The organism is Catenibacillus scindens, assembly GCF_014202115.1.
GTDB classification, from domain to species: domain Bacteria; phylum Bacillota; class Clostridia; order Lachnospirales; family Lachnospiraceae; genus Catenibacillus; species Catenibacillus scindens.
The window spans coordinates 218154-231422 of record NZ_JACHFW010000004.1 but is presented as its reverse complement, the minus strand read 5'-3'; the positions used below and the strand labels follow the sequence as shown (position 1 = coordinate 231422).

The window sequence follows — 13269 nt, the reverse complement described above, 5'->3', positions numbered from 1 at the left end:
TATTGGATATTTAGTTTCCACATTCAATACTGATCTGATTAAACCGGGAGAGAAGCATATCCACTGTCAGCCCGGCTTTTTCATCGCCGGATTTGTCGATAATGTAATTCCCCTGGTGCATCATGAGGAGACGGTTGCCGTATTCTACCGCGTAGCGGAGATTGTGGGTCACCATCATGGTGGTGAGATGTTTTTCCCGGACGATTTTATCTGTCAGTTCCATAATCAGATCTGCGGTTTTCGGGTCCAGAGCCGCCGTATGCTCGTCGAGAATAAGAAACTCGATGGGCGTCATGGTGGACATGAGAAGTGCCATGGCCTGGCGCTGGCCGCCGGACAGGGCGCCTACTTTCGTGTCCAGCTTGTTTTCCAGGCCAAGCCCAAGCTGGGAGAGAAGCTCCCGGTAATGGCCGATCCTCTTTTTGTTGGTGCCTGGCCGCAGGTTAAAAGAGTTGCCTTTATTATCCGCCAGCGACATATTTTCCAGGATGGTCATAGAAGGGCAGGTGCCTGTAGCCGGATTTTGGAAGACCCTGCCAATGCGGGCATAGCGGCGGAAATCTTTGGCTTTTGTAATATCTTTGCCGTGGATGACAATGGAGCCGCTTTCAATGGGAATACTTCCGCAGATAATGTTGAGCAGGGACGTCTTTCCGGACCCGTTGCTGCCAATAATGGAAATAAAATCCCCGTCGTTGACGGTAAGGTTAAAATCGGAAAAAAGGCACATTTCATTTACTGTTCCGGGATTATAGTATTTATGGATATGTTTCAGTTCAAGCATTGATCTTCACCTTCTTTTTGCGGTCATGGCTGATGACAAGAATGATCAGGAGCAGCGCCGCGGTAATTAATTTAACAAAATCCGGTTCAAGGAAGTTTAAGGCGATGGCCACGCAGGCTTTGTACAGGATGGAGCCGATTAGCACGGAAGATGTTACACGAAGGATAGTAACGTTTTTAAACAGGTTTGTCCCGATGATGACGCTGGCAAGGCCGATGACCATAGTTCCGGTGCCGCTGGAAATATCAAAGTATCCTTCTTCGTGGGCGTAAACAGCGCCGCCTAAAGCTACAAGGCCGTTGGAGATGGCCAGTCCCACAATTTTTACAAGTCCCTTGTCTTTGGCAAGACATGTGACAAGAGTGTCGTTATCGCCCACCGCCCGGAGCAGATAGCCGGAGCGGGTATTCATATACAGATCCAGAAGATATTTTGCGATAAGGGTAATGATCAGAATAATGATCAGGGTCATATATGGGCGCAGGCCGTTGGGAATAATCCCGTTGATAAAGTCATTATTAAATATGGTCTGGCTTGTAAAAAGCGGGATATTGGCCTGACCGGCAATTTTCAGATTGATGGTATACAATGCGGTCATCATAATAATTCCAGACAAAAGATCCCGGACTTTAAGTTTAACATGGATCAGGCCGGTGCAGATTCCAGCGAGAATCCCGGCGGCAAAGGCTGCCAGCAGGGAAAGGTAAGGATTGATCCCATTTTTTATGAGAACTGCGGCCACGGCAGCCCCCAAAGGGAAACTGCCGTCTACGGTCAGATCGGGAAAATCAAGAATTTTATATGTAATATAAACACCCAGAGCCATGATCCCGTAGATCAGGCCCTGTTCCAGTACACCTAAAAGAACAGTCATGATTTAATCTCTCCCCAGTGATTATTCGGCGGTGATCTCTGTAAAGATCTCAGCGTTTTCTAAAAGTGATGCATCAACGCTCAGTCCAAGTTCATCGGCAACCGCCTGATTAAAATAAGTATTATAATTTTCAAATGTTTCATAAGGCATCTCGCTGGCCGTGGATTCTCCCTTTAAAATCTGGGCGGCCATCTGACCTGTCTTTTTGCCAAGCTCAATATAATCAATGCCGGCGGCGGCCAGGCAGCCGATCTTTACCTGCTCGATCTCGCTGCCAAAAACAGGGATATTTTTTTCTGTCGCTTTGGCCAGGATAGTCGGAAGGCCCTGGACAACAGTGTTGTCGGTCAGGTTGCTGACACAGTCAACGTCAGACAGCATGTTGTCGGCGGCCAGAGGAATATCGGCGCTGGTGGAAATACCTACGTCAACGATCTCAAAACCGTAGTCCGGCGCTTTTTCTTTGTATTCTGCGATGGTTGCCACAGAGTTTACTTCGCTGGTGGTATACATAATGCCGATTTTTGTGGCGTCGGGAAGCATGTTCCGGATCAGCTCAAGCTGGGCGTCCACAGGAAGTTTATCACTTGTTCCGGTCACATTGCCTACAGGCATTCTACTGTCATCTACAAGCTCGGCGGCCTGAGGGTCTGTGACTGCGGTATAAACTACAGGGATACCGGTGTCCATGGCGGCGTTATAGCAGCTTAAAGCGCTTGGCGTGGCGATGGCGCAGATCAGATCCGGATTTTCGGAAATAAATTTAGAAGCGATCTGGCTGCTCATACCGGAATCTGCCTGGGCGTTCTGGTAATCAATCGTCAGATTTTCACCCTCCACAATGCCTTCCTCTGCCAGTCCTGCTAAAAAGCCCTCCCGGCAGTTATCCAGAGAGCCGTGCTGAGCATACTGGGTAATACAGATTTTATAGCTTTCACCGTCGGCGGAGACAGCTTCCCCGCTCTGGGCCTCCTGAGTCTGTCCGGCGGAGGCCGTATCTGAGCCTGCGCTGGTAGAACTGCTCTGGCAGGCGGATAAAGTACACATACCTAAAGTCATTGTTAATAAAGCTGCGATCATTTTCTTATTCATAATAGAACCTCCTGTTGTTTTTCACACAGCAGCCAGACACTTGCTGTATGGCTGCGTAAGAACGTGATTCAGGTGTTCGCAGGCTTCTTTGGCGAAGCAAAACTTTAAATAAGCCTGCGAAAGTTACTGCTCACTGACTTGTCAGTGAACCGTAACAACCTCCTTAATCCGGTGGGATATTTTGTCTGCCTGCGGAAATAAAAAAATCCCAAGCATGATATAATGCTTGAGACGGTAGATTCGTTCCGCGGTGCCACTCAAATTGACTTTCGCCCTCTTTTTTATGTACTGACATACACACCTTATTGATAACGGGTTTGGTTCCCGGCAGCGCCTACTTTCAAAAGATTTTGGGCTGCCCTCGAAAGGCCATTCAGCTTTAGACGCCATACTGCCTTCCCACCATCGGCAGCTCTCTGTGATTTTGTCTGTAAAGCCTACTTTTCTTTCTCATCGGTTTAATGCGTTAAATTAATTTTTTTTAGCATAATACATTTAGGTACAAATGTCAAGCACAAAAAAGCGTAAGAAACATAGACTTGGGACTAGCCGTTGGACAAAATGCCTGGTAAAATAGAGAAAAGACGAGGAGGGAGTATTTTATGAAAGAGGAGAAAACAACAAAAAAACATAGGGGATGGGTGATTTTTAAAAGAATTACGGGGGTAGTGCTGATCTTGATTTTTCTTGCGGTAGCTGCTGCCGGGGCACTTGTAGGCTATTTAAGTCTCAGGGAATATAAGCCTGGGGATATTGAGGCTGTCACTGTGGAAGGAGAAGGGGGAAAAACTGTCCGGTTTGGTGAGGAGATCACAGTGCTGACCTTTAATACAGGATATGGCGCTTTGGATGCTGGGGAAGATTTTTTTATGGACGGCGGCAGCGGCGTCAACGCGGATTCTGTGGAACAGGTGAATGCCAATATCGCAGGTATTTCCGGTATTATCAGTGAAGTGGACGCGGATGTTGTTTTTTTACAGGAAGTAGATAGGGATTCAAACCGGTCAAAACATGTGGATCAGGCTGAGATTTACGCAGGCCTTGAGGCAGATGACAGTTTTGCCTATGCCACAAATTTTCGCTGTGATTTTATACCTTATCCTATTCCGCCCATTGGGAAGGTGGAGGCTGGTCTTGTAACATTGTCTAAATTCCAGACGTTGGAGGCGGAGCGGATCGCGCTGCCCACAACTTATACCTGGCCAGTGCGTGTGGCACAACTTAAACGGTGCCTTCTCTTGGAGCGTATTCCCATTCATAACAGTGATAAACAGCTCGTCATTGTAAATCTCCATCTGGAGGCTTATGATGACGGGGAGGCGAAAATTGCTCAGACACAAGAACTTGCCAATGTTTTAAAAAGTGAGTATGAGAAGGGAAACTACTGTATTGCAGGGGGCGATTTTAATCAGTTCCTGCCGTCTGTGGATGAAGACCGCTATCCGGTTATCAACGAAGAATATTTCCAGGCCAAGGTGCTGGACGGAAGTCTCTTTGGATCTGACTGGAATTTTCTGGCTGATGATTCTGTGCCCACAGCCCGGCTTCTTAATCAGCCTTATGATCCGTCAGATTCGTCAACACAGTACTATATGCTGGACGGTTTTATAACATCTCCAAATGTTTCAGTCAATCTTGTCCAGACGTTAGATGAAGGATTTGAGTACAGTGATCATAACCCCATGCTTTTAAATGTTACCCTGATTGGTGAAGAAAATATTGAGGAGAGCGAGGAGTGATTCCCTTGGAATCTGTGAAAATATTGTATGAAGATCCGTGGATTTTGGTCGTAGTCAAGCCTCCGGGAATGGCGTCACAGCCGGAGCGGTCCACAGCCATGGATATGGTCAGTTACCTGAAAAATTATATTTCCCGTAAGGAAGGACAAAAAAACCCCTATGTGGCGGCGGTTCACCGATTGGACCGTCCGGTGGGCGGCGTTATGGTATACGCCAGGACACCGGAGTCGGCGTCAGCACTGAGCCGTCAGATCGCCGGAAGAACTGTAAGAAAGGAGTATCTGGCGGTTGTGTGCGGCAGCCCTGAAAAATCGGAGGGGGTTTTGGAAGACTGGCTTTTGCGCAACGGAAAAACTAATGTTTCAGAGGTGGTGCCTCCAGGAACTTTGGAAGGAAAGTTGGCCCGTCTCTCTTACAAGATTTTAGCCCGGAATGACCAGGGATACACTCTTGTCAGTGTCCATCTGGAAACCGGGCGCCATCATCAGATTCGCGTCCAGATGGCTGCCGCTAAAACTCCTGTGGCCGGCGACCGGCGCTACGGCGGAGGTAATGCCGGGAATTTCCGGGATATAGGGCTGTTTTCCTGCAAGCTGTCTTTTAAACATCCTGGGACAAAGAAAATGATGGAATTTCAGGCCAAGCCTCAATGGGGACCGTTTTTATTGTTTTCTGATGTTTTTGACATCAGTGATCATGCATAGAATATTTTCAGAACACACATACTAAAGCCATAAAAACTGTCGAAGATTTATGGAAAGAGATGTGGGTTAATGAGCCGCAAGTCCGCACAGAAATATAAGAAGCTTTTTTTGGTCACTTTTGTGGCTGTGATCGTTTATGTTGTTTTAAAATATCTTTTGCCTTTGGTACTGCCTTTTGTTCTGGCTTACTTTATCTGTCGTTTGTTTTATCCTTGGGCTCTTCGTCTGTGGAAAAAGACGCATATTCCCCTGGGGATCTGTTCAGCGCTGTGCGTTGGGCTTTTTTCACTGGCAGTTGTGGCTGTGATCGGTCTGGCCGGCTGGTATCTGCTGACCCAGCTTGGCCAGATTTCAGGCAGCTTTTCTCAGCTTGGTCAATGGATGAACCGCACCTGGGATCAGATCTGTACTTTTTTATCAACGATGGCCGGGGATGAGGACGGGGCTGTCTACACGGCACTGTGCGCCTGGGGAGAATCTATCTTTGCCAAAGCGCAGGAAAAAATACCGGAGTTTCTGGCAGGCGCTGCCGCAGATTTCCTTCGGGGAACAGGAAAGTTTTTTGTGATTTTTGTTGTGGCTGCCGTAGGTTCGGTGTTGCTGATGAAAAATAAACAGCGCATAAAAAGGCAGCTTTTATCCAATATTTTTGCCCGTGAGATCACTTCGCTGACTGCCAGGATCTATCAGGTCAGCGCCGGATTTTTCAGGTGCCAGTTGACAATCATTGGCATTATCGCTGTTATATTAAGTCTCGGCCTGACGCTTTCCGGCAGCCATTATGGCGTGCTGTTGGGCATTATCATCGCTTTTTTGGATGCGCTGCCGGTTATCGGAAGCGGCACAGTGCTTTTGCCCTGGGCGGTGTTCGTATTTCTTAATGGAAGTTATGTGAAAGCGGCTGTCCTGGTGATTTTGTATGTATTGGCCACTATTGTGAGGGAGGTCCTGGAACCCAGACTTATGGGAAATAAGCTTGGAATCAATGAGTTTTATATGCTTATGGCAACGTTTACAGGGTTGGCATTGTTTGGTGTCTGGGGAATTTTTCTGGGACCTCTTGGGATGGTCATGATTCTGGAGATTCTAAAGCAGCTTGAAGATCTGTACGCGGAATGTGGATAAGCGCCATACGTCTGGTTTTATAAAAAATCCTCTGCAAGTAAACCTGCACCGTATTTTTATTCCCGCAGGCAGTGGGCCAAGCGGACACACTCGCGCGTCCATTTGGCGGTACTGTGTGCCAGTGGCACACGTTTAGCACCGACCGTAGCGGAGTGAAGACCAAATACCCCGCCCCTTGGGGTGCTGTTAGCTTGATGCCCCGTTGCTTGCAGCGGGGTATTTGACTAAACCAGCCGCATGGCTGAATCGTTACATAAACTGTGATCGGGAGTGAAAATACAGAGTTGACAAACCCTGTTTTTTGGCATAGAATAAGCTGTACACAGCGATGAAAGGGAATAGTACGCAGCGCAGTTATCCACAGAGAGAAGACGGTTGGTGAGAAGTCTTTATGGACGGCAGCGGAACCGGCCCCGGAGCTTCATGCGATGAGTATGACGTTATCCGGCGTTAACGGAGAAAAGAGCGATCCAGGACATTTTGGCCTGGTTAATTAGGGTGGTACCGCCGAAAGGAAATGATAAAACCTTTTGGTCCCTTGTTTTACCAGTATAGGTAAGCGGGGATCAGAAGGTTTTTTTCATAGGAAACTGTGTTTCTTATGATACAAAAAATGCTCCGCAAAGCTCACACTGCGGCGGGGCGGTATAAATGTTGAGGAAGGAGATTAACATGGCTAAGGATAAGAAATTAGTGGAGGCCATCACATCCATGGAAGACGATTTCGCGAAATGGTATACGGATGTGGTAAAAAAAGCGGATTTAATGGATTATACCAGTGTGAAGGGATGTATGGTATTTAAGCCGGCAGGTTATGCCCTGTGGGAAAATATCCAGCATGAACTGGACCGACGGTTTAAAGAGACCGGTGTGGAGAATGTTTACCTGCCCCTGTTTATTCCTGAAAGTCTTCTCCAGAAGGAGAAAGATCATGTGGAAGGGTTTGCGCCGGAAGTGGCCTGGGTGACTCACGGCGGTCTGGAAGAACTGCCGGAGCGTATGTGTGTGCGCCCCACATCGGAGACGCTTTTCTGCGATTTTTATGCAAAGGAAATCCAGTCTTACAGAGACCTGCCAAAGATTTATAATCAGTGGTGTTCTGTTGTGCGCTGGGAGAAAGAGACCCGTCCGTTCCTCCGTTCAAGAGAGTTTTTATGGCAGGAAGGTCATACAGCTCACGCTACAGCCCAGGAGGCTCAGGAGAGAACAGAGCAGATGCTTCATCTGTACGCAGATTTCTGTGAGGAAGTTCTGGCCATCCCTGTCGTTCGGGGACGCAAGACAGATAAAGAGAAGTTTGCCGGCGCCGAGGCCACATATACGATTGAAGCTCTCATGCATGATGGCAAGGCTTTGCAGTCCGGAACAAGCCACAATTTTGGCGATGGATTTGCGAAGGCTTTTGGTATTCAGTATACAGATAAAGATAATAAACTCCAGTATGTACATCAGACATCCTGGGGAATGACAACCCGTCTCATCGGGGCCATCATTATGGTTCACGGAGATAACAGCGGACTGGTGCTGCCGCCGAGAATCGCGCCGGTACAGGTGATGATCGTTCCTGTAGCCCAGCACAAAGAAGGCGTTCTGGACAAAGCCTACGAATTAAGAGACCGTCTCTCCAATTTCAAGGTGAAAGTGGATGATTCAGATAAGAGTCCGGGATGGAAATTTGCCGAGGCTGAAATGAGAGGCATTCCTGTCCGTATTGAGATCGGCCCCAAGGATATTGAGGCGAACCAGGCTGTGATCGTGCGCCGTGACAACCGGGAAAAACAGGTAGTTTCTCTGGATACCCTGGAGGAGAGCGTTGCCAATACCCTGGATACGATGCAGAGAGAAATGCTTGAGCGGGCAAGAGCCCATCGGGACAGCCACACTTACACGGCAACTAATTATGAAGAATTTAAAGCTATTATTGCCAACAAACCAGGCTTTGTAAAAGCTATGTGGTGCGGTGATCAGGCATGTGAAGATAAGATTAAAGAAGAGACAACGGCAACTTCCAGATGTATGCCTTTTGCTCAGGAACATATTTCAGATGTGTGCGTGTGCTGCGGTAAGCCGGCTAAAGCTATGGTTTACTGGGGCAAAGCGTATTAATTTTTGCCTAACAGTTCAGCGCGAAAGCGCAAGTGTGCTTTCGCGCTGAACTGTTGCATTTTCTGCGGCTGTGAGCCGGCAGACCAATACCCCGCCATAATCAGGCGGTTATTTATCATAATCGTTAAGATATCGTTTCACTTCAAGCATTTCATCTCTAAGCTGGGCAGCCAGTTCGAAATTTAAGTCCGCGGCGGCGGAATGCATTTTCTTGGTCAGCTTGGCGGCCAGTTCTTTCAGCTCTTTCTTTGTCATAGATTCCAGATCTTTGGCCATTTCCTTCTCATCTTTTTCTGCAGTCTTTGAAATACTGATCAAATCACGCACAGCCTTTTTGATTGTCTGAGGAGTGATGCCGTGATCTTCATTATATTTTTGCTGGATGGTCCGGCGGCGGTTCGTTTCGCTGATAGCCCTGTCCATGGAGTCGGTGATCGTATCCGCGTACATAATTACATGTCCGTCCACATTTCTGGCGGCCCGGCCGATGGTCTGGATCAGGGAAGTCTCAGAGCGTAGGAAACCTTCTTTGTCCGCGTCGAGGATGGCGACAAGGGTGATTTCCGGGATATCCAGCCCCTCACGGAGCAGGTTGATACCTACCAGGACGTCAAAAACATTCATCCGAAGGTCGCGGACGATCTCTGTCCGCTCAAGAGTATCAATATCTGAATGGAGATATTTTACACGTATTCCCAGCTCTTTCATGTAATCGGTCAGATCTTCCGCCATTCGTTTTGTCAGTGTGGTGATCAGAACCTTATTGCCTTTGGCTGTTTCTTTATTGACCTCAGACACAAGGTCATCTATCTGACCTTCCACAGGGCGGACACTGATCTGGGGGTCAAGGAGTCCTGTGGGGCGGATAATCTGTTCGGCGCGGAGAAGTTCATGTTCTTTTTCGTAATCTCCGGGAGTGGCAGAGACAAAAAGCATCTGGTCAATTTTAGATTCAAACTCCTGGAAATTTAAAGGCCGGTTGTCTTTGGCGGAGGGCAGACGGAAACCGTAATCCACCAGGGTGGTTTTCCGGGACTGGTCTCCGGCGTACATACCTCTGACCTGGGGGATGGTCATGTGGGACTCGTCCACGATAATGAGGAAATCATCGGGAAAGTAATCAATGAGGGTGTAGGGCGGCTGGCCCGGTTTTAATCCGGAAAGATGCATGGAGTAGTTTTCAATGCCGGAGCAAAACCCGGTTTCCCGCATCATTTCAATATCAAAATTGGTTCGCTCCGAGATACGCTGGGCCTCCAGGAGCTTGTCCTCGCTTTTAAAGTAGCGCACCCGTTCCTCAAGTTCCGCCTCAATATCTTTGATGGCCCGCTCCATCTGTTCCTGGGGCACAACGTAGTGGGATGCGGGAAAGATGGAAATGTGCATTAAATATGCTTTGACTTCCCCGGTGAGAGGGTCAAATTCCGCGATCCGGTCAACCTCGTCGCCGAAAAATTCCACCCGGACGGCGGTATCGGTGGCCGCTGCCGGAAATATCTCCAGAACGTCGCCGTGGACGCGGAAGGTACCACGCTTAAAATCCATGTCGTTGCGGGTATACTGCATATCAATGAGTTTGCGTATAGTCTCATCCCGGTCCTTGACCATTCCGGGACGGAGAGAAACAACCATTTTCTGGTAGTCGATAGGACTTCCCAGACCGTAGATGCAGGATACCGACGAGACGATAATCACATCTTTGCGCTCAGACAGAGCCGCAGTGGCAGAGTGGCGCAGTTTATCAATCTCATCGTTGATGGCGGAATCTTTTTCAATATAAGTGTCGGAAGACGGGACATAAGCCTCCGGCTGATAATAGTCGTAGTAGGAGACAAAATATTCCACCGCATTGTTTGGAAAAAATTCCTTAAATTCGCCGTAGAGCTGAGCGGCCAGGGTCTTGTTGTGGGCCAATATCAGTGTCGGCTTGTTCAACTGCTGGATAATGTTGGCCATGGTAAATGTTTTTCCTGAGCCGGTAACGCCCAGCAGGGTTTCAAACTGATTGCCCTCCTTAAAACCTTTGACCAGTTCTTCAATGGCCTGGGGCTGGTCGCCGGTGGGTTTGTATTCTGATACTAATTCAAAATGATCCATGATTTTACCCTTCTATTTTTTTCTTCTAATTCACCTTTAAGCCGAAAATGGTTATATTCAATAACTTTATTAGAAAGTTCTATAGGAACAATTTCTGATACTGCTGTAACTGCCGGATTCTTTTCAACTATCAACACCCTCTCTTCTTCATCTAAAACTTTAATTTCATACCCAAAATCTTCTACAAGTCCAATCACATTCTCCTGTAAATACTGATATTCAGCATCACAATCTTCTACTATATACATGTATTTATCATTGCATAACCATATTAAATTTGAAATATATTCTAAATAATTTAATACAACATTTATATCTTCAATATTCTTTTTTACTTCACCAAATGTAATGCATAAACTTTTTCTTATTTCTCTACAACTAGTACACCTCCCCCTATATTTCCAATCTCGAATACAGTACTCATCAATAATCTCTTCCAACGTCCATCCATCTATAGAATGCTTTGACAATAATGTTTCTATCCTGTCAAGTTGATAAGCAATATCTTCTTTTTCTGCTAGGATTTCAAAAATATTTTTTCTTCCCATTTGTATATATCTCCTATTCTTTATGAATGTGAAGTTGACTATCTTCATACCTATTCAACAAAACTATTATCTAATGTTTGTCCTCATCTTTCGCTTCTAACAATATACGGTCAAAATCACTCTGATATAGCCTGTCTTGTTTTACACGGTATTTTTCAAACTCACTTAACGCATGTTCTTCCGCTATTTGAGCCGATATACTTCCTGCATGCGTCAAAATTTCTTTCTTCGATAATCTTAAAATGCCCTCAAATTGCTCGGCCCAATCTTCCATCGTCATAGGAATATGTTCTTCTGCGCGCATTTCCGCCAAATCTAAATAAGCATTAACAATTCGAGCCATAGCCGAAAGTTCCTGTTCGGTCAAGTAGTTTTTTGCAACTGTAACATCAAATCTTTGTATTTTACCATTAGGGGCATCCTTCCATGTCTGTAAACCCATGTGTTCTTTTTCGCTATCCGCTCTATGATAGATTACCTCTGCCGCTGTTTCCCCATGAATCGCCCAGTGTAATTGGTTTTGAACCTTTGCAAAAAACATTCTTGTTGTTTGTGCCTTTGGATCATAATCTATACTAGTTGCATAAATATCTGTGATTTTCTGATAAAATCTTCTTTCAGATAATCGGATCTCACGAATTCTTTGCAGATGCTCTTCGAAATAGTCCTTTGTCAGTACAGTTCCAAAGTTTTTTAGTCGTTCATCATCCATAGTATAACCTTTTATAGTGAATTCTTCTATAATTCCATTCGCCCATTTTCGGAACTGAACTGCTCGCGGAGAATCGACCTTATTTCCCACAGCAATAATTGCTTTTAAATTATAATGATTTGTGTTATAGCTCTTCCCATCTGAAGCAGTTATTCGAAATTTTCGAATAACTGAATTCTCATCTAGTTCTCCATCAGCAAATATCTTCTTCAGATGATAATTAATCGTGTGAGTTTCCACATTGTAAAGAAGCCCCATCATTTTCTGGGTCAGCCAAACATTTTCATCAAAATATATAGCATTAACATCACTTTCTCCCGTAGCAGTAATAAATGTCAAATACTCTGCTGCCGAAGAACGCACAATAGATATTTCTTTTTTCTTTTTCATATTCTTCACCTTTAAATTTAATAGCATTTTACCATTACAAATTTTTCCTGCAAAAAGTCACAAAATCATTTTGTCCGCCTGGCCTCATCTTGCCCGCTTTGAGTTGTTCTGTCTGTAAAAAACGACCGCATTTTCCTCTCGGTGATCCTGTCATTGCCTCCGATCTCCCCGAAGAGGAGAGGTGATGCCGGGTTATGGAGAGCAAAATTTTTATGGGCCAGCGGCTCATTGTAGTTGGCATAGCAGTAGGCGCAAAGATTGATGCAGGTATTATACGCGCCAATATCAATACTGGACACACAGCCGCATTCTTTTCTCTGGCCGGGATCCTTTCTGACATTGAGTGGACGCCCGGTAATCCGGTGAAGTAATACGGGGTCGATGCAGCGGCCATGTTCAATCCCGTAAGGGGAAAGGTCGACAGCTTCACCGCAGGTGGAAAGTTCCATCCCGCAATTACGGGCAATGCCGGAAAAATGTCCGGCAATTCGGTACATATCTTCAGTCCGGATTTCTTTAAGGGTAAGACGTTCTTTGTGCCGGGCTGTATTGCGGTAGCTGTCGATAAAGCTGATGACACACTTTTTGGTGTATCCTTTTAGCGTCTGGGCCATCTGCTGAAAGGATTGGATATGCCGGTCTATAGTATACTGTCTGTTGAGCAAAATGGGATCGTACCGCCAGATTACCCGTTCATATCCGATAGCTTTGGACAGAGCGATAAAAGCCGGAATGAGAACGTCTTTTTTGGACGGCAGCCCCGGCTCAATATCCTGGTCATAGGGTGTAAGGGTAAATTGAAAATAATAATTATAGTCTTTCAATTCGCTCAGATGCTCCAGCATGGGAACAGGGTTTTTGGTCCAAAACACGATGGCGTCCACTACTTGAGGGGACAGGGGGACGCGGCTGATCTGATGGAAGTTGACCGGATTGCGCACAAGGACATACTGCTCTTTCAGGCGGTTAAAAAACCACGGTGAGTAAAGAGCGGGAATGTCAGTCCTGCGGCTGACGCTGATGATCATAGGGACGGCCTCCTCCCAATATAAGTTGCAGGGTTTCCAATGTTTTTCCCTATTATAGCACCTGGAAGGA

At 46.3% G+C, this 13269-nt stretch carries 11 protein-coding genes and 2 other annotated features; of the genes, 4 read left to right on the top strand and 7 right to left on the bottom strand.

Annotated features, from left to right (window positions below; genetic code table 11):
• Positions 1 to 10: 10 nt before the first annotated feature.
• The 3 genes from HNP82_RS07315 to HNP82_RS07305 are packed head-to-tail and all read right to left on the bottom strand — an operon-like array spanning position 11 to position 2750.
• Positions 11 to 784, bottom strand: coding sequence for an ABC transporter ATP-binding protein (locus HNP82_RS07315; protein ID WP_183772916.1), 774 nt, complete (start codon positions 782 to 784; stop codon positions 11 to 13).
• Positions 777 to 1658, bottom strand: coding sequence for an ABC transporter permease (locus HNP82_RS07310; RefSeq protein WP_183772913.1), 882 nt, complete (start codon positions 1656 to 1658; stop codon positions 777 to 779). The genes HNP82_RS07315 and HNP82_RS07310 overlap by 8 nt, the downstream gene beginning before the upstream one ends.
• A 21-nt stretch (positions 1659 to 1679) precedes the next feature.
• Positions 1680 to 2750 carry an ABC transporter substrate-binding protein gene (locus HNP82_RS07305; RefSeq protein ID WP_183772912.1) on the bottom strand — a complete coding sequence of 357 codons (1071 nt, stop codon included), beginning with the start codon at positions 2748 to 2750 and terminating at the stop codon, positions 1680 to 1682.
• 224 nt (positions 2751 to 2974) lie between these two features.
• Positions 2975 to 3213, bottom strand: a binding site (T-box leader).
• A gap of 139 nt (positions 3214 to 3352) precedes the next feature.
• On the opposite strand from HNP82_RS07305, the gene HNP82_RS07300 reads away from it, so the two are divergent.
• From HNP82_RS07300 to proS, 4 genes are all read left to right on the top strand, one after another.
• Positions 3353 to 4489 carry an endonuclease/exonuclease/phosphatase family protein gene (locus tag HNP82_RS07300; RefSeq protein WP_183772911.1) on the top strand — a complete coding sequence of 379 codons (1137 nt, stop codon included), beginning with the start codon at positions 3353 to 3355 and terminating at the stop codon, positions 4487 to 4489.
• Positions 4486 to 5193, top strand: a complete 708-nt coding sequence (locus tag HNP82_RS07295) for an RluA family pseudouridine synthase (RefSeq protein WP_330599483.1) — start codon at positions 4486 to 4488, stop codon at positions 5191 to 5193. The genes HNP82_RS07300 and HNP82_RS07295 overlap by 4 nt, the downstream gene beginning before the upstream one ends.
• Positions 5194 to 5262: 69 nt before the next feature.
• The gene (locus HNP82_RS07290) at positions 5263 to 6318 is read left to right on the top strand and encodes an AI-2E family transporter (protein WP_183772909.1); all 1056 of its coding nucleotides are present in this window, start codon (positions 5263 to 5265) and stop codon (positions 6316 to 6318) included.
• Positions 6319 to 6637: 319 nt separating this feature from the next.
• Positions 6638 to 6860, top strand: a binding site (T-box leader).
• Between the two features lie 130 nt (positions 6861 to 6990).
• Positions 6991 to 8424: a proline--tRNA ligase gene (gene proS / locus HNP82_RS07285; protein ID WP_183772908.1), complete on the top strand. Its 1434-nt coding sequence runs from the start codon at positions 6991 to 6993 to the stop codon at positions 8422 to 8424.
• 108 nt (positions 8425 to 8532) lie between these two features.
• Here the strand turns inward: proS and uvrB are convergent, their stop codons facing one another.
• From uvrB to HNP82_RS07265, 4 genes are all read right to left on the bottom strand, one after another.
• Positions 8533 to 10521 (bottom strand): excinuclease ABC subunit UvrB, encoded by a 1989-nt coding sequence (gene uvrB / locus HNP82_RS07280; RefSeq protein ID WP_207720577.1) that lies wholly within the window; start codon positions 10519 to 10521, stop codon positions 8533 to 8535.
• The gene (locus HNP82_RS07275) at positions 10503 to 11069 is read right to left on the bottom strand and encodes a hypothetical protein (RefSeq protein ID WP_183772907.1); all 567 of its coding nucleotides are present in this window, start codon (positions 11067 to 11069) and stop codon (positions 10503 to 10505) included. Before HNP82_RS07275 ends, uvrB begins: the two co-directional genes overlap by 19 nt.
• Before the next feature lie 70 nt (positions 11070 to 11139).
• Positions 11140 to 12171: a virulence RhuM family protein gene (locus tag HNP82_RS07270; protein ID WP_183772906.1), complete on the bottom strand. Its 1032-nt coding sequence runs from the start codon at positions 12169 to 12171 to the stop codon at positions 11140 to 11142.
• 65 nt (positions 12172 to 12236) lie between these two features.
• Complete coding sequence (locus HNP82_RS07265; RefSeq protein WP_183772905.1) at positions 12237 to 13199, bottom strand: DUF1848 domain-containing protein; 963 nt, start codon at positions 13197 to 13199, stop codon at positions 12237 to 12239.
• Positions 13200 to 13269 lie beyond the last annotated feature (70 nt).

What these genes read in the sequence shown, in the direction of transcription:
- HNP82_RS07290 (WP_183772909.1), top strand. Translation starts at nt 5,263, where the DNA reads ATGAGCCGCAAGTCCGCACAGAAATATAAGAAGCTTTTTTTGGTCACT.
- HNP82_RS07300 (WP_183772911.1), top strand. Translation starts at nt 3,353, where the DNA reads ATGAAAGAGGAGAAAACAACAAAAAAACATAGGGGATGGGTGATTTTT.
- uvrB (WP_207720577.1), bottom strand. Translation starts at nt 10,521, where the DNA reads ATGGATCATTTTGAATTAGTATCAGAATACAAACCCACCGGCGACCAG.
- HNP82_RS07270 (WP_183772906.1), bottom strand. Translation starts at nt 12,171, where the DNA reads ATGAAAAAGAAAAAAGAAATATCTATTGTGCGTTCTTCGGCAGCAGAG.
- HNP82_RS07310 (WP_183772913.1), bottom strand. Translation starts at nt 1,658, where the DNA reads ATGACTGTTCTTTTAGGTGTACTGGAACAGGGCCTGATCTACGGGATC.
- HNP82_RS07265 (WP_183772905.1), bottom strand. Translation starts at nt 13,199, where the DNA reads ATGATCATCAGCGTCAGCCGCAGGACTGACATTCCCGCTCTTTACTCA.
- proS (WP_183772908.1), top strand. Translation starts at nt 6,991, where the DNA reads ATGGCTAAGGATAAGAAATTAGTGGAGGCCATCACATCCATGGAAGAC.
- HNP82_RS07305 (WP_183772912.1), bottom strand. Translation starts at nt 2,750, where the DNA reads ATGAATAAGAAAATGATCGCAGCTTTATTAACAATGACTTTAGGTATG.
- HNP82_RS07275 (WP_183772907.1), bottom strand. Translation starts at nt 11,069, where the DNA reads ATGGGAAGAAAAAATATTTTTGAAATCCTAGCAGAAAAAGAAGATATT.
- HNP82_RS07315 (WP_183772916.1), bottom strand. Translation starts at nt 784, where the DNA reads ATGCTTGAACTGAAACATATCCATAAATACTATAATCCCGGAACAGTA.